Origin of the sequence: Delftia lacustris, from assembly GCF_040267515.1 — a bacterium.
GTDB lineage: Bacteria > Pseudomonadota > Gammaproteobacteria > Burkholderiales > Burkholderiaceae_C > Comamonas > Comamonas tsuruhatensis.
The window spans coordinates 2,556,855-2,572,038 of sequence record NZ_CP141274.1 but is presented as its reverse complement, the minus strand read 5'-3'; the positions used below and the strand labels follow the sequence as shown (position 1 = coordinate 2,572,038).

16 protein-coding genes are annotated in these 15,184 nt (G+C 67.9%); 9 read left to right on the top strand and 7 right to left on the bottom strand.

The window, feature by feature from the left end; translation table 11 throughout:
* Nucleotides 1–130 precede the first annotated feature (130 nt).
* Nucleotides 131–838: a hypothetical protein gene (locus U6958_RS13145; protein WP_074923501.1), complete on the top strand. Its 708-nt coding sequence runs from the start codon at nt 131–133 to the stop codon at nt 836–838.
* Nucleotides 786–1,532, top strand: coding sequence for a Fic family protein (locus U6958_RS13140; RefSeq protein ID WP_046241030.1), 747 nt, complete (start codon nt 786–788; stop codon nt 1,530–1,532). The genes U6958_RS13145 and U6958_RS13140 overlap by 53 nt, the downstream gene beginning before the upstream one ends.
* A gap of 35 nt (nt 1,533–1,567) precedes the next feature.
* On the opposite strand, the gene U6958_RS13135 is transcribed toward U6958_RS13140, so the two are convergent.
* The 3 genes from U6958_RS13135 to U6958_RS13125 all read right to left on the bottom strand — a co-directional run bounded on the left by U6958_RS13135 (nt 1,568) and on the right by U6958_RS13125 (nt 4,872).
* A complete protein-coding gene (locus U6958_RS13135) occupies nt 1,568–2,713 on the bottom strand; it encodes an AAA family ATPase (protein ID WP_074923500.1) in 1,146 nt (381 codons plus the stop codon).
* A 35-nt stretch (nt 2,714–2,748) separates the two neighbouring features.
* The gene (locus U6958_RS13130; protein ID WP_074923499.1) at nt 2,749–3,603 is read right to left on the bottom strand and encodes an RNA ligase family protein; all 855 of its coding nucleotides are present in this window, start codon (nt 3,601–3,603) and stop codon (nt 2,749–2,751) included.
* A 411-nt stretch (nt 3,604–4,014) separates the two neighbouring features.
* Nucleotides 4,015–4,872 (bottom strand): LysR family transcriptional regulator, encoded by an 858-nt coding sequence (locus U6958_RS13125; RefSeq protein WP_013801722.1) that lies wholly within the window; start codon nt 4,870–4,872, stop codon nt 4,015–4,017.
* A 110-nt stretch (nt 4,873–4,982) separates the two neighbouring features.
* Here U6958_RS13125 and U6958_RS13120 point away from each other — a divergent pair, with 110 nt between their 5' ends.
* Nucleotides 4,983–5,366: a tautomerase family protein gene (locus tag U6958_RS13120; RefSeq protein ID WP_034395446.1), complete on the top strand. Its 384-nt coding sequence runs from the start codon at nt 4,983–4,985 to the stop codon at nt 5,364–5,366.
* 37 nt (nt 5,367–5,403) lie between these two features.
* Here U6958_RS13120 and U6958_RS13115 read toward each other — a convergent pair whose 3' ends face one another.
* On the bottom strand, nt 5,404–6,288 hold the full coding sequence (locus U6958_RS13115; RefSeq protein WP_043822811.1) for a LysR family transcriptional regulator: 885 nt from the start codon (nt 6,286–6,288) through the stop codon (nt 5,404–5,406).
* A 132-nt stretch (nt 6,289–6,420) separates the two neighbouring features.
* Here U6958_RS13115 and U6958_RS13110 point away from each other — a divergent pair, with 132 nt between their 5' ends.
* Together U6958_RS13110 and U6958_RS13105 are read left to right on the top strand one after the other, a co-directional pair.
* Nucleotides 6,421–7,410: a tripartite tricarboxylate transporter substrate binding protein gene (locus U6958_RS13110; protein WP_013801719.1), complete on the top strand. Its 990-nt coding sequence runs from the start codon at nt 6,421–6,423 to the stop codon at nt 7,408–7,410.
* A gap of 13 nt (nt 7,411–7,423) precedes the next feature.
* Entirely contained in the window at nt 7,424–9,055 is a 1,632-nt protein-coding gene (locus U6958_RS13105; RefSeq protein WP_074923498.1) for a gamma-glutamyltransferase family protein, read from the top strand.
* A gap of 25 nt (nt 9,056–9,080) precedes the next feature.
* Here the strand turns inward: U6958_RS13105 and U6958_RS13100 are convergent, their stop codons facing one another.
* Nucleotides 9,081–10,076, bottom strand: coding sequence for a tripartite tricarboxylate transporter substrate binding protein (locus tag U6958_RS13100; protein WP_016448238.1), 996 nt, complete (start codon nt 10,074–10,076; stop codon nt 9,081–9,083).
* A 26-nt stretch (nt 10,077–10,102) separates the two neighbouring features.
* The gene (locus tag U6958_RS13095; RefSeq protein ID WP_074923497.1) at nt 10,103–10,987 is read right to left on the bottom strand and encodes an amidohydrolase family protein; all 885 of its coding nucleotides are present in this window, start codon (nt 10,985–10,987) and stop codon (nt 10,103–10,105) included.
* A 76-nt stretch (nt 10,988–11,063) separates the two neighbouring features.
* On the opposite strand from U6958_RS13095, the gene U6958_RS13090 reads away from it, so the two are divergent.
* From U6958_RS13090 to U6958_RS13075, 4 genes are all read left to right on the top strand, one after another.
* Nucleotides 11,064–12,035, top strand: coding sequence for a LysR family transcriptional regulator (locus U6958_RS13090; protein ID WP_074923496.1), 972 nt, complete (start codon nt 11,064–11,066; stop codon nt 12,033–12,035).
* A 24-nt stretch (nt 12,036–12,059) separates the two neighbouring features.
* Nucleotides 12,060–12,326, top strand: coding sequence for an antitoxin (locus U6958_RS13085; RefSeq protein ID WP_016453264.1), 267 nt, complete (start codon nt 12,060–12,062; stop codon nt 12,324–12,326).
* On the top strand, nt 12,323–12,769 hold the full coding sequence (locus U6958_RS13080) for a type II toxin-antitoxin system VapC family toxin (RefSeq protein ID WP_034367439.1): 447 nt from the start codon (nt 12,323–12,325) through the stop codon (nt 12,767–12,769). Before U6958_RS13085 ends, U6958_RS13080 begins: the two co-directional genes overlap by 4 nt.
* A 63-nt stretch (nt 12,770–12,832) precedes the next feature.
* Nucleotides 12,833–14,038, top strand: a complete 1,206-nt coding sequence (locus tag U6958_RS13075; protein ID WP_074923495.1) for an MFS transporter — start codon at nt 12,833–12,835, stop codon at nt 14,036–14,038.
* 12 nt (nt 14,039–14,050) lie between these two features.
* On the opposite strand, the gene U6958_RS13070 is transcribed toward U6958_RS13075, so the two are convergent.
* Complete coding sequence (locus U6958_RS13070; protein ID WP_074923494.1) at nt 14,051–15,184, bottom strand: ABC transporter permease; 1,134 nt, start codon at nt 15,182–15,184, stop codon at nt 14,051–14,053.

The window sequence follows — 15,184 nt, the reverse complement described above, 5'->3', positions numbered from 1 at the left end:
GGAATTGGGGTTGGACTTCATCGCAATCCCTGCTGGTCAAGCGGCATGAAATCCGCGCACAACCCATTGTTATAAAAGGAAAAAACAACACCTTAAAATCAGACCATGTAGAGATCGTCTGAGGCAGAGAATGAACCTGGACAGCAAACTTCAGATATCGCTGAGCAAGCGCTCCGGCAACATCGTGCTCCGGCGAGATCTGACCAGATTGGCAAGCGCTTCCCACCTCAGCGAGGCCTTGCATGACTTGGTCTCGGACGGCCGCCTGATCCGCCTGGGCGCCGGCATCTATGCCAAGGCAAGGCCCGACGCCAGCGGCGATCCGCAGTTGCTCGCCCCCAGCGATGAGCTGGTCAGGGAGGTGCTGGACAGACTGGGAATCAGGTTTCGCAGCGTGGATCTGGTCAACGAGGCGGGCCAGGCCACGCTGCTGATCGATGCAGGCAGCCAGCGCGTCTCACGCAGGCTGAATCTGGGCGATGTCGCCGTGCGCTATGTCCGCAATCCCTCGGCACCTGATGAACCCGGCGAAACCTTGCCCGCAGACGTGAACGCCCTGCCCACCAAAGGTGTACGCCAGTTTGTCGAGCGGCTGGCCCGCACGCACCACATCCAGCACCAGCGTACCGGACTGGACGACTATGCACAGGCAGTCACACGCGCTGCAGGAGATGAAGTGGAGCTCGACAGCACGGGCAAGCTGCTCGTGGCCTTGAAGAAAAAACATGTCATCAATGGCCGGCAGCTTGCCAGGCTGATGACCAATCACATGAGGGAGGTGCAGGATGTTCGATCCGTTCGGGGACTTCGAAAGCGCGGGCTACCTGCGCAACATTGAAGGACTGAAAGACGCCCGTGAGGTCAAGATCCAGGAACACCTCTTTTTCGAGGCCAACCTGGAAGAAGCACTTGCCTTTCTGGCAAGCATCCGGGGCCGGATTGGCTACCGCGATTTTTTGCGCGTGCACGCCATCCTGTTTTCCGACTTCTACCCCTGGGCCGGCCAGGACAGGCGTGCGCTGGGCGTGGGCCGGCTCGTCGGCAGGGGTGCAGGCCTGCAATTCGAAGTGTCAGAGCTGTGCCAGCGCGCCGTCGAATGGGGCCTGGACATGGGCAACGATGCAGGCACCCTGCGCGACAAACCTGGTGCTGTCATGGGCGCGTTTGCCTGGGGTCATCCCTTTCTCGACGGAAATGGACGCAGCATGCTGCTGATCCATGCCGAGCTGTGCCACCGCGCGGGCTTTGCCATCGACTGGCTGGCCTCCAGCAAGGAGGCTTATCTGAAGGCACTGACCCAGGAGATCCAGAACCCGCAAGGCAGACACCTCGATGCCTATCTGCGCCCCTTGATCACCTCTGCCAACACGCAGACCACCTTGCTTGATCATCTGCGGGCATTGCCAGGGCTGAAGGGTCCGGGCGATGACGTGCATCGCCCGGACATGAACGTGGCATACCGGGCCGACGACCAGGAAGCAGCCCAGTCCTATCTGGAGATGAAGCGGGCACGCGGCGAACACGCCGCTTGACAGCGGTACAGCACCCCTCCCCCCCTCCCCCTCCCCTACCCCTCATTGACCAGCAACGACAGCGCATGCGCCTCGGTAGGCAAAGGCACATCCCAGCGCTGCAGCAGGCCGAGCAGGGCCGCGTTGGTCAGTGTGGTGTCGCGCGCGCGGTTGCGGGCCAGCAGGGTTGGGCGGCTGGCTTCCAGGTGCACGAGCTCCACGCGGGCGCCGTAGGCCAGGCACAGGTCCACGGTCTTGCCGCGCATCTGGCGCGACAGGTGGGTGGCATTCCAGACGAAGGGCTGGCCCGCGCGCAGCAGGGCCTTGGCCTTGTCCACGGCGTGGTGGGCGGCCGCGCCCTCGTTCTGGCCGTGGCGCAGGCCCAACTCCGTACGCGCATCGTCGAAGGAGACCACGGGCAGGTCGCCATGGTGGGCGGCCACCCAGGTGTTCTTGCCGCTGGCCGGCAGGCCGCACATGACGATGGCGCGCGAGCCGGCCTGCGCGTGCAGCGCATAGTCGGGATGCAGCTGCGCGCCGCGGAAGTAGCGCACCGCCGTCTCGGCCGAGGCAAAGCGGCGTGGCGTGCGCAGGCAGCCCTCCTCCAGCGCGAACTCGCGCACCAGCTCGATGTTGACCAGCACGGACGCAATGTCCGGGCAGATGCGACCGCGCATGTCGGCCCGCGCCAGCAGCGTGAGCAGGTGCAGGTCCACCTGCCAGGACAACTCACGCACGATGAACTCGGGCGAGTGGCCGCGCCGCGAATCGGCAAAGGCGAAGAACGGCACCTGGTGCACGGCGATCAGCCGGCAGATGGCCTCGCGCTGGTCCACGGGCGCGCCGGCTTCCCAGAGCATGAGCCGCGCATCCAGCGCACCGCGGCGCGAATGGCCGGGCTGGCCGATGCGGCCGTCCTCGCCCACCACGGTGGTCGAGCACTTGGCCACGTCGTGCAGCAGCGCGGCCAGGAAGACCGTCTCGCACTCGGTGGCGGTGAGTGCCGCATGGTCGGGATCGGCCAGCAGCTCGCGCACCACCATCTGCGTGTGCGTCCAGACATCGCCTTCGGCGTGATAGACCGGGTCCTGCGGCGTGGTTTTGGCCTGCTCCAGCTGGGGGAAGGCGGCCAGGCAGGCGGCGAAGTCGGGGTCGGCGCCGGGCTGCGGCACCAGGGACTGGATCTGTTTCCAGTTCGTCATGGCAATCTCCTTGCGATGGGTCTGCGCTGCAGGCCTCACCAGCTTTTTGAAATATCGGCCGCAAAGATGTCTGCGCCTTCGCGCAGCCCGTTGGGGACGATGGGCCGCTCGCTGTGGTGCGAGCCCGAGTCGAGGATGACCTGCACGAAGTCCGGCCGCACGAACTTGTAGCGCGCCACGGTCTGGCCGCCCTCCTCCACCTTGAGGTAGAGGCCTTCGGCCAGCTCGGAGCCGTCGGTCTGCCGCCAGCACAGCGGCAGGTCCAGCTTCTGGCGGGCCACCACCTGCTCGAAGGCCTGGCGCCAGCGCGCGCTGCGGCCCAGCGAAGGGGCCAGCAGCGCCAGCAGGTCCTGCATGCGCCGGGGCGCCGCCCCGCTGTAGAGCACGGGCACCGAGACCACGGGCACGCCGGCCAGCAGGGCATGGCGGCGCGGCGTGTCCAGGAAGCACTGCGCCGAGCGGTCCCAGATGTCGAACTCGCAGAACCAGTGCGGCAGCGCGTCGTAGAACAGCGAGTGCTTGGCATACATCCACTCGCCGAACACCTGGTAGCGGTCGTCCAGCAGGGACAGCAGCGCGCCCTCATGGGCCTGGGCCCATTGCTTGAAGAGGTTGAACTGGCGCTCGCGCCCGCCGGGCCGCTCGCTGTCCAGGTAGTGGCCGCGCGACTGCAGCAGCAACTGGCCGTCGCCGGCAAAGCTCAGCGCGGCGTTGGCGCCGTCGAGTTTTTCCTCGACGACGATGTGCTGGCCGGCCAGCCGCTCATAGGGCACGGCGTCGTCCTGGTCACCGGACTGCAGGCGCGAGCCGCGCAGGTGCGGCGTGCGGGGGTATTTGAGGATCTCGACGCTCGAAAGAAAGTGAGCGCCTTGGGCAATGGATGGGGTCATGTCGTGCTTTCCGAAAACGATGCAGCACCCCACGGCGACATGCCATGGGGCGGGAAAAGCCGACGACGACGCCAGGCGCCGCAATGCAGGGGATGCAGCGACAGCGCGGCCTGGCCCGTGGTGGCCGGGCCGGCAGGCTGTCGAAGGGGAAGATGGCAGGACTGTCGGCACCGTCCGCAAACCGGACGGTCAGCCGCAAGCCCTCAAAAGGCCACGCACCGCAGCGCACACGCAAAAGACATCCGGGGCAAGGCCAGGATCAGCGTGCGACGAAGTCGTTCAGCAGGAAGCTGTGCGGCGGGGCATGGTGCACCTCGAAAGGGTGAGGGTGGATGGGAGGGGTGCGAGTCTATCGCCCGTTGCCACGCAGGCACAAGCGGCTGCGTGCCATGCCGGGCCGATTGTTGGCTGCTAGCCACGCACGGCGGACTTGAAGGCGGCGCCCAGCGCATCCAGCGCCGCGCGCGGCCGGCCTTCGCGCACGCGGGTGTGCAGCAGCACGGGCAGGCGCGGCAGCGTGGGCAGGCCCAGGCGCGGGCCCACGTCCACGGCGCCCAGGGCCAGCATGCGCGGCGCCAGCGCGGCCACGCCCAGCCCCGCCATGACGGCGGCCGAGACAGCGGCCACGCCGCCGCCAACGAACACCTCGGTCCACGGCATGCGCGCCGAATCCAGCAGTTGCCCGGCCATGGCGCGCACGCCGCAGGGTTCGGCCAGCGTGGCCAGCGGCAGGGGCTCGCCCGCGCGGTGCTGCCAGCCGGGCGCGGCAAACCAGCCGAAGGGCTCCTCGGCCAGCAGCTCGCCGTCGTCACGCCCGGCATGCGTGCGAACGATCACCGTGTCGTACTCGCGCCGGTCGAATCCCTGCAGCAGCGGGCCGGACGATGCGATGCGGATGTCGATCAGCAGTTGCGGGTCCTGCGCATTCATGCGGGCGATCAGGGCCGGCAGCTCAGGCCCGGCCACGTGGTCGCTGATGCCGATGGTCAGCCGCTGGCGCGTGCTGACGGCCAGCGCCAGTGCGCGCTCATGGGCCTGCAGCAGTTCGCGCGCATGGGGCAGGAAGTCGGCACCCAGCGCCGACAGCTGCACGTGGCGCGGCGTGCGCTCGACCAGCCGGCAGCCCAGCCGCTGCTCCAGCCGCTTGAGCTTGAGGCTGACGGCGGCCTGCGTGGTCTGCATGGCTTCGGCCGCGCGCGTGAAGCTGCCCAGCTCCGCGATGTGCACGAAGCTCTGCACGGCATCCAGGTCCAGAGGTCGTTGAATCATTTCAATCCATTATTACTGATATCAGCAATCATGTCTTTTCAAAATAGCTGGCACGGCCTACCTTCGAGGCTCCCACAACGCAATTCAACGCAACGCAAAGGAGCCACACCATGCCCATGACCCGGATCAACATGCGCGCCGGCAAGTCCCCCGCCTACCGCCAGGCCATCTGCGACAGCCTCTACCGCGCCATGCGCGAGACCTTCAACGTGCCGGAGGACGACCAGTTCATGACCATCACCGAGCATGACGGCGACAACTTCCGCTACGGCGCCTCCTACCTGGGCGTGGCGCGCAGCGACGATCTGGTGCTGGTGCAGCTCACGGTCAGCAACACCCGCAGCCTGGAGCAGAAGAAGGCGCTGTTTAGCCGCATCGCCGAGCTGCTGGTCGAAAGCCCGGGCCTGCGGCCCGAGGACGTGTTCGTCAACCTGGTCGAGGTGGACAAGGAGAACTGGTCCATGGGCCATGGGCTCGCGCAATACGCAACTTGAAGACCTCCGAATCGGCGCAACACCGCCAGCGCCGCGCTCAGGCCGGCACCGCCAGCGCCGCCACGAATTGCTGGCCCACGGCGGTGATGATCTCGGCGCGCGCCGCCGTACGCAGCTGCACCAGGGCGATCTGCCGGCTCTCGGCGGTCTGGGCAATGGGCAGCACGCGCAGGCGCGGGTCGCCCTCCCAGCCATGCCGCGCCAGATTGGGCAGCATGGCCACGCCCATGCCGTCGCGCACCAGCTCCACGATGGTCTCGATGGAGTTGAGCTCCAGGAACTCCTGGGGCTTGGCACGCAGGCGGCGCAGCGTGCGCTCCACCAGCTCGCCCGTGTGCTCGGTGCGGTCGAAGCGGATGAAGGGATAGCGCTCCACCATGTCGGCGGGCGCCGCGGGCCGGGCGGCGCGCGGCGCCAGCAGCACCATGGGCTCGGCATACAGCGGTGTCCAGACCAGCGAGGGGCGCTTGATGGCCGGGTTGTAGACCACCACGGCCGCGTCCAGCTCATGGTTCTCCACCTGGGCGATCAGCCGGTTGGACTTGCCCGAGACCACATGCAGGTCCACCGCCGGATGGTGGCGCTTGAGCTCCAGCGTGGCGCGCACCAGCTGGCTCAGCGCCGAGACGATGGAGCCGAACTGCACGGTGCCGGCCAGCGGCGCGTCGGCCCGCGTGCCGTGCTTGGCCTGCTCGTACAGCGCCACCAGCTGGGTGGCTATGGGCACCAGCGCCCGGCCCTGCTCATTGAGCGTGACCAGCTTGCCCTGGCGCGCGAACAGCTTGCGCTTGAGGTCGTTTTCCAGCGTGCGCATCTGCAGCCCCACGGCCACCTGGGTCAGCGCCACGCGCTGTCCGGCGGCGGTGAAGGAGCCCTCGGCCGCCACGGCCAGAAAAGTGCGAAGAATGCGCAGGCTTGGCATAAAAGTTTTACTTTCAAGATTCGTAAGAAATTCCAGCTTTCACCAAACAGTTTCTATCATCAAAATCGCTGGCAACCGATAGCCGATCGTCCTGATCGCACCCTCCCACTTCCCGGATTTCTGGAGATCTCCATGCCTGCACCCGTGTCCCGCCGCCTGCTTGTCTGCTGCGCCGCCCTGTTGACCTGCGCCACGCCCGGTTGGGCCGCGCCCGCCGCCGATGCCTGGCCCTCGCAGCCGCTGAAGATCATGGTGGGCTTTGCCGCCGGCGGCGCCAACGACATCGTGGCCCGCATCCTGGCCAAGGAGCTGCAGCAGCGCCTGGGCCAAAGCGTGGTGGTGGAGAACCGCGGCGGCGCGGGCGGCCTGATCGCCAGCGAAGTGGTGGCCAAGGCGCCCAAGAACGGCTACACGCTGCTGCTGGGCTCCATCGGTAGCAACACCGTGGCGCCCGTGCTGGCCAAGAAGCTGTCGTTCGACCCGCGCAAGGACCTGGAGCCCATCACCCTGGTGGCCGAGTCCGGCAACGCGCTGCTGGTGAACGCCGCCCTGCCCTACAAGACGGTGCAGGAAATGATAGAGGCCGCGCGCAAGGCGCCGGGCAGCATCAACTACGCGTCGTCGGGCAACGGCTCCACCCTGCACCTGGCAGGCGCGCTGTTCGCGCAGCAGGCCGGCGTGAACCTGGTGCACGTGCCCTACCGCGGCAACGGCCCGGCCATCACCGATGTGTCGGGCGGCCAGGTGCAGGCCATTTTCTCGGGCATTCCGCCCGCCATCACCTCGGCCAAGACCGGCCAGACCCGCATCCTGGCCGTGACCACGAAGCAGCGCGTCAAGAACCTGCCCAACGTGCCCACCGTCGCCGAGGCCGGCCTGCCCGGCTACGCCTTCACATCCTGGTACGGCCTGTTCACCACGGGCGGCACGGACCCGGCCATCGTCGAGCGGCTGGCCCAGGAAGTGCGCAAGATCATGGAGCGCCCCGAAGTGCAGGCCCAGTTCGAGGCCCAGGGCCTGGACCCCGAGACCAGCGACCCCAAGTCCTTCAAGCAGCAGATCGACCGCGAGCTGACGCGCTGGAGCCGCGACGTGAAGACCATGGGCATCACCGCCGACTGAGGCAGGTTCTTTCATGCACGCATCTTCCTCTCCCTTCACTCCCGGCAACCCCTACGACTCCAGGCGGGTGCCCGTGTTCGCGCGCAATGCCGTATCCACCTCCCATCCGCTGGCGGCGCAGGCCGGCCTGCGCATGCTGTGGGCAGGTGGCAACGCGGTGGACGCGGCCATTGCGGCGGCGGCGGCCATGACCATCGTCGAGCCGGTGAGCAACGGCCTGGGCTCGGACGCCTTCTGCATCCTCTGGGATGGCAAGGAGCTGCACGGGCTCAACGCCAGCGGCCGCGCACCGCAGGGCTGGGCGCCCGAATACTTCCACCAGCGCTATGGCCGCCAGGACAAGCCGCCGCGCCGGGGCGTGGACTCCATCACCGTGCCGGGCGCCGTCAGCGCCTGGGTGGCCCTGCACGAGCGCTTCGGCAAGCTGCCCTTTGATGCGCTGATGGAGCCGGCCGCCGAGATCGCCGAGCGCGGCTACCTGGTGCCGCCCGTGGTCCAGCAGAAATGGGCCGCAGGCGCGCCCGAGCTGCAATCGCAGCCGGGGTTCAGGGAAAGCTTCCTGCCCCGGGGCCGCGCGCCCGAGGTGGGCGAGCTGTTCCGCTTTCCCGCCGCAGCGCGCGCCCTGCGCGCCATTGGCGCCACGCGCGGCAAGGCCTTCTATGAGGGCGAGATTGCACGGGCCGTGACCTCGTTCGTGCAGCAGCACGGCGGCTGCCTGGGCATGGCCGACATGGCCGCGCACGAGGTGCAATGGGTGCAGCCGCTGGCCAAGGACTACCGCGGCCACACGCTGCACGAGATCCCGCCGGGCGGGCAAGGCATTGCCGCGCAGATCGCGCTGGGCATTCTGTCCAACTTCGACCTGGCCAGCCTGCCCGTGGATGGCGTGGCCTCCCAGCATCTGCAGATCGAGGCCATGAAGCTGGCCTTTGCCGACATCTACCGCTACGTGGCCGACGCGGACATGGAGGTGACGCCCGCACAGATGCTCGACGACGCCTACCTGGCCTCGCGCGCCAGGCTCATCGATCCGCGCCGTGCGCAGGACTTCAAGGCCGGCAACCCCGTGCGCGGCGGCACCATCTACCTGACGGCTGCCGACGAGAACGGCATGATGGTCAGCTTCATCCAGAGCAACTTCTCGGGCTTTGGCTCGGGCGTGGTGGAGCCGAGCTTCGGCATCAGCCTGCAAAACCGCGGCCACGGCTTCGGCACCGACCCCCAGCACCCCAACCGCGCCAACCTGGTGGGCCCGGGCAAGCGCCCCTTCCACACCATCATTCCGGCCTTCCTGACCCGCGACGGCCAGCCCGTGATGAGCTTCGGCGTCATGGGCGGCAACATGCAGCCCCAGGGCCACATGCAGACTGTGGTGCGCATGCTGGACTACCGCCAGTCGCCCCAGGCGGCCTGCGATGCGCCGCGCTGGCGCGTCAACGAAGGCCTGGCCATCAACGTGGAAGGCGGCATGGAGCCGGCCACCATCGCCGGCCTGCAGGCGCTGGGCCACCAGGTGGAGGTCATCCACGACCCCTACCAGGACTTCGGCGCCGGCCAGTTCATCTGGCGCATGGGCGATCCCGCCGTGGAGGGCTACCAGATCGCCAGCGACCCGCGCCGCGACGGGCTGGCGGCCGGGTACTAGAGGATCGGGAAAGTGCGCGCGGCGGCTACTCCGCGCGCAGGCGCCCCTGCCGGGTCAGCCGCGCCGCCAGCGCGGCTTCTTCGCTGACCAGGCGCTGCAGCACGGCCGCGCTGGCCGGGAAGGGCTCGCTGCCCAGTTCGCGGATCAGGCGGCTGAACTCCGGGTCGGCCACAGACTGGGAGATCCAGCCATACAGGCTGTCCACGCTGGCCGTGGGCGCACCCTTGGGCGCGAACACGCCCACGAAGGTGGTGGCATCGAACACCGGCAGGCCCAGCTGGGCCAGGTCGGGCACATCGGCCAGCCCGCCCCCGGCGCGCGGCCCCAGCACGAACAGCGCGCGCAGGGCGCCGCTCTTGATATGCGGCGTGGAGCTGGTGATCTGGTCCACCACGGCGTCGATCTGCCCGCCGATCAGATCGACCAGGGCCGGCCCCGATCCCTTGTAGGGCACGGGATTGACGCGCACCTTCACCGCATCTTCCAGCTGCAGCACAGCCAGGTGATTGGGCGAGCCCGGGCCGGCATGGCCCACGGTCACGCTGCCATCCCTGGCCTTCATCGCCTTGATGAAATCGGCAGCGGTCTTGAAGCGCGCGTCGTTGGCGCGCACCACCACGACCACGGGCGTGCGGCTGACCACGGCAATGGGCGCAAAGCTGTCGGCGCGGTAGGGCAGCTTGATCATCTCGGGCAAGGTGCCCAACTGGCCCGGCGTGGCCACCAGCAGCGTATGCCCGTCCGGCTCGGCGCGCGCCACCCAGCCCGAACCCACGGCACCACCGCCGCCCGCACGGTTGTCCACGATCACGGACTGCCCCGCATGCCGGGCCAGCGGAATGCCCAGCGTGCGGGCCACGATGTCCACGTTGCCGCCCGGCGCAAAGGGCACGACCAGCGTGAGCGGCTTGGCGGGAAATGCACGCGCCTGCACTGCCGATGCAGCCGATGCCGCAGCCAGCGCCGCGAAAGATACCGCCGTGCGGATAAAGCCTCTGCGGCCCGATGTGATTCGATTCATTTTCTCTGTCTCCTGCTATTTGAAAATCAATGACCCCAATACAGGCGCGCGGGGTTATCGACCAATACCGTGTGCCTGTATTCCTCTGGAACCCAATCCACCAGTGCCCGCGCCAATTCGCCAGCGGAATTCGAACGGGCCTTTATTCCGGGATGCGGCCAGTCAGACCCCCATACGATCCGGTGCGGATTGGCCTGCACCAGGGCATGTGCAATGGGAACCACGGCCGGGTCCACGGCCGATGCCGTTGCCGATATCCGGTAGGCGCCCGAGAACTTCACCCAGGCCCGCCCTTCCTTCATCAGCGCCTGCAGGTTGCGGCTGCCCGGCCCGCCGGCGCCCAGCTGGCGCGACGGGTGGCCGAAGTGATCCACCACCACGGCCACGCCCATGTCGGCCACGCGCTGCGCCAGGCCAGGGTCTTCATCCACGTTCACCAGCAATTGCACATGCCAGCCCAGGCCCCGGATGCGGTCGGCCACGGCCCGCAGGCTGGAGACGGAGACCCCGCCCGAAAACAGCGCATTGCACCGAGCGCCGCGCACGCCCAGGGCGTGCAGCGCTTCGATCTCTGTATCCGGCGTGTCCTCGTAGATCACGGCCACGCCACGCATGCGGCCCGATTCGGCATGGCGCAGCGTCTGCTTGAGAAGGCCGTGATCGCGGCCATACACGCTGGGCTGGACCAGAACGCAGCGGTCCACGCCCAATGGGCGAAAGGCTTTCCAATAATCGTCCATGGACGCGACAGCCGGTGTATAGGCGCGCTCTGCAATCAACGGAAAATCATCGGAACGACCAAATACATGGAAATGGGTATCGCAGGAATTTTCTGGAAACAGATATTGTTCCGCTGGATTTTCGACTGCGTCGCAATCACCGGCACAGCGGTTGAAACTGGGTGAATTCATGGGCATTCATTTCAAAGCTGGTGCATTGTCGTGACGCACGTAAAATTCAGTCAAGCTCATCTTTGTCATCATCAAAATGAACAGCATTCAACATGCAGACGGCGCGCCGCGCGCTCCGGTCAACCTGCGCAGCATCGACCTCAACCTGCTGGTGATCTTCGAGGCCCTGGTGGAAGAACGCAGCGTGGGCAAGGCCGCCGCGCGGCTGGGCATCACCTCCTCGGCCGTCAGCCACGCGCTGCGCCGGCTGCGCACCCAGTTCAACGACCCGCTGCTGCTGCGCACGGCCGAAGGCATGTCGCCCACGCCCGAGGCCGTGCGCCTGGCGCGCAGCTTCCGCAAGGCCTTCAGCGAGATCGAAAGCGCCATCGAGGTCAGCAAGGGCTTCGATCCGGCCACGGCGCGGCGCAATTTCCACCTGCGCCTGTCCGACTACGTGGGCGTGCTGCTGCTGCCGCAGCTGTGCATCCATCTGCGCGCCGTGGCGCCCGGCATCAGCCTGTCGGTGCAGTCCTTCGACGGCCGCCAACCCTCGGACCGCGTCGAGTACGAAGGCGTGGAAATCCGCCTTTCCGTCTCGCGCGGGCGCTCGGTGCTGTCGGCATCACGCCGCCTGCTGGATGACCAGTGGATGGTGCTGATGCGCAAGAACCATCCGGCCGCCGCCTCCCCGCTCACGCTGGAAAAATACCTGGAGCAAGGCCACCTGAAGGTCACGGGCGTGGGCAGCAGCATCGTGGACGAACTCCTGGCCGAGCGCGGGCTGGCGCGGCGCGTGATGTTCCAGGTGCCCACCTGGCTGGGCATGGTGCCCGTCATCGAATCCACCGACCTGGTGGCCGCCATGCCCGCGCACTGGATGCACAGCGTGCTGTCCGGCTCCAACTGCGTGGCGCGCCCCATGCCCCTGCCCGAGCTGGCCCTGTCCATCGACGCCGTCTGGCATCCGCGCAACGACCATGACGCGGGGCACAAATGGTTCAGGGAGCTGATCCACCAGATCTTCCAGGAGGCGTACAGCAAGTCACAGTGCGGATATATACTTTGATACATACCAGCAGGAGGAATCACCGTGACGCAGACTGCCAAGCTTTTCACCACCGGTCGCAGCCAGGCCGTGCGCCTTCCCTATGAATTCCGGTTCGAGGAAAAAGAGGTCTACATACGTCGCGACCCCGTCACGGGCGACGTGATCCTGTCGCGCCGTCCCGACTCATGGCAAGAGTTCTTTGCGCTCGACGCCACCACCGACGTGCCGGCCGATTTCATGGACACCGCTGACCGAGCGCAGCCAGAGTCAGGCCGCGATCCGTTTGCCGACGAAGGCAGTGCGCGATGACACGCTACCTGCTGGACACCAACATCGCCAGCCACATCATCAAAGGCGATATCCCTGCCGTGCGCGAACAGCTGGTTCGCGTACCCATGCACCAGATCGCAGTGTCGGCGGTCACGCAGGCCGAACTGATGTACGGGGTCGCCAAGCGCGGCCACCCTGCCGGGCTGTCGCTGCGGGTGACAGGGTTCCTGGCCCGCGTCGAGGTGCTGCCCTGGACGGCCCAGGTGGCCGATGCCTACGGCCACCTGCGCGCCGCTTGCGAGGCGGCCGGCATCACGCTGGCCTCCATGGACATGATGATTGCCGCGCACGCCCTGCTCCTGCAGCAGCAGGCCGCGCAGGCCGGCGAGCGCTCGGTACTGGTCACAAGAGACCGGGTGTTCAGCCGCATTCCCGAACCCGGACTGGCCATCGCGGACTGGACCACCGGCCCGGCTGGCTGAATCGGCGCTTAACCCAGCCCTCATGATTTTCGGTGAAGATGCGGTCTTTCCGCCGCACAAGCCATGACACCAGAACAACACACTCCAGCGCTGCAGCGCCGCAACCTCGGCCTGCTCGTGGCCGCGCAATCGCTGGGGGGCGCGTCGCCGCCCATCATCATTTCGCTGGGCGGCCTGGTCGGCCAGCAGCTGTCCACCAATCCCACGGCCACCACGCTGCCGGTCAGCATCTACCAGCTGGGCCTGGCGCTGTCCACGCTGCCTGCGGCCTGGCTGATGCAGCGCATGGGGCGGCGCACGGCCTATGTGCTGGGCGCCATCCTGGGCGTGGTCTCGGGCGTGATCGCGGCCCAGGGCATTGCGCACTCCGATTTCGTGACCTTCTGCATCGGCACGGCGCTGGCGGGCTTTTACGCGGCCTGCGTGCAGAGCTACCGCTTCGCGGCCACCGACGCCATGACCGCCCCCGCCGAGCAGGCGCGCGCCATCTCGCGCGTGATGATCGGCGGGCTGATCGCGGCCATCATCGGCCCGCAGGTGGTGATCTGGACGCGCGACGCCCTGCCCATGACGCCGTTCGCCGGCAGCTTCTACAGCCAGGCCGTGCTCGCCCTGCTGGCCCTGCCGCTGCTGCTGGGCCTGAAGCTGCCGCCGCCCCAGGCCCGCGCCGTGGCGGGCGAGGCCCGGCCGCTGGCCGAGATTGCGCGCACGCCGCAGTTCATCGTGGCGGCTTCGGCCGGCGTGGTCAGCTACGGCCTCATGGCCTTTCTGATGACGGCCGCGCCCATGGCCATGGTGGGCTGCGGCCACACGGTGGGCGAGGCGGCGCTGGGCATCCAGTGGCATGTGCTGGCCATGTTCGCGCCCAGCTTCGTCACGGGCCGGCTGATCGCGCGCTTCGGCAAGCGCCGCATCACGGCGCTGGGGCTGGTGATGATCGCCGCCTCGGCCCTGATGGCGCTGATGGGGCTGGAGCTGCTGCACTTCTGGGGCTCCCTGGTGCTGCTGGGCGTGGGCTGGAACTTCGGCTTCATCGGCGCCACCGCCATGGTCACCGAGTGCTACCGGCCCGCAGAGCGCGCCAAGGTGCAGGCGCTCAACGATTTCCTGGTCTTCGGCACCGTGGCCGTGGCCTCGTTCGGCTCGGGCCAGCTGCTGCACACGGCCGGCTGGGACGGCATCAACACCTGGCTGCTGCCCATCGTGGGCGTGGTGCTGCTGATGCTGGCCATGCAGGGACGGGGTCGCGGCGCGGGCGCGCCGGCCTGAAGCCCCGACCGGTCAATCGCCAGGGTCCGCACGGCGGCTGCCCAGCCAGAGCACGGCCACCCAGCCCAGCAGCGCCAGGGCCAGCAGCACGGACAGATGCCATAGCGCCGCCTCCAGCGGCGCGCCGGCCTGGTTCAGTCGCAGCGAGGCCTGGATGGCGGCCGTGCTGGGCGACAGCCAGCGCAGCGCCTGCAGCAGTTGCGGCAGGGCTTCGGCCGGCCAGCTGAAGCCGCCGACGAAGGCCAGCGGGATGGAGGTGAACAGCACCACCTGCATGGCACGCTCGCGGTTGGCCAGCCACCAGCCCAGCAGCGCCGCCGCCCCCGCCACGGCCGGGACGAAGACGGCCAGCAGCGCCAGCGCGCCCCAGGGATTGCCGCCGCGCGGATAGTCGTGCCAGACGAAGATCCAGCCGAAGTAGTACAGGCCCGAGAGCCAGCCCAGCGTGCACAGCGCCAGCAGCCGCGCCAGCCAGGTGCGTGCCGGCGCCCTGTCCAATCCCTGCTCGCGCCAGGTTCCCACCAGCAGCGCGCCGCCCATGAGCAGTGTCTGCTGCAGGATGATGATGGCCACGGCGGCGACGACGAAGCTGCCGTAGCCTTCCGTCGGATTGAACAGGGCCTGCATCTGCAGGTTGACGGGCGAGCGGCTGACCTGGGCCTGCAGTGCGCTCTGTCCGCCGGCCGTCAGGCGCCGCAGCTCCACGCCTGCCGAGACCGTGCCAAAGGCCTCGGCAAAGCCGTACTGCACCTGCTTGGCGGCCAGCGGGTAGGCACCGTTGGCATAGACGGGGACCACGGCCTCTTCGCTGCGCACCACGCGGCGCTTGAGGTCGCGCGGCAGCAGCGCGTAGCCCATGACGCGGCCATCCAGCAGGGCCTGCTGCGCCTGGGCCTCGTCGCCCGTGACCAGGGTCACCTCGATGCGCGGGCTGGCCTGGGCAAAGCGCAGCATCTGGCGTGCCAGGCCGCTGCCGTCGTGCTGCACCACGGCCACGGGCACGCGCTGCACGACCTCCTGCCCATAGAACCAGGGATAGAAGAAGCCGTAGAGCACGGGCGCGCCCACCAGCAGCATGAGCACGCCCACGTCGCCGAACACGGCACGCAGGGCGTTGATGAAGTCATGCGCAAAGCCCCTGGCCAT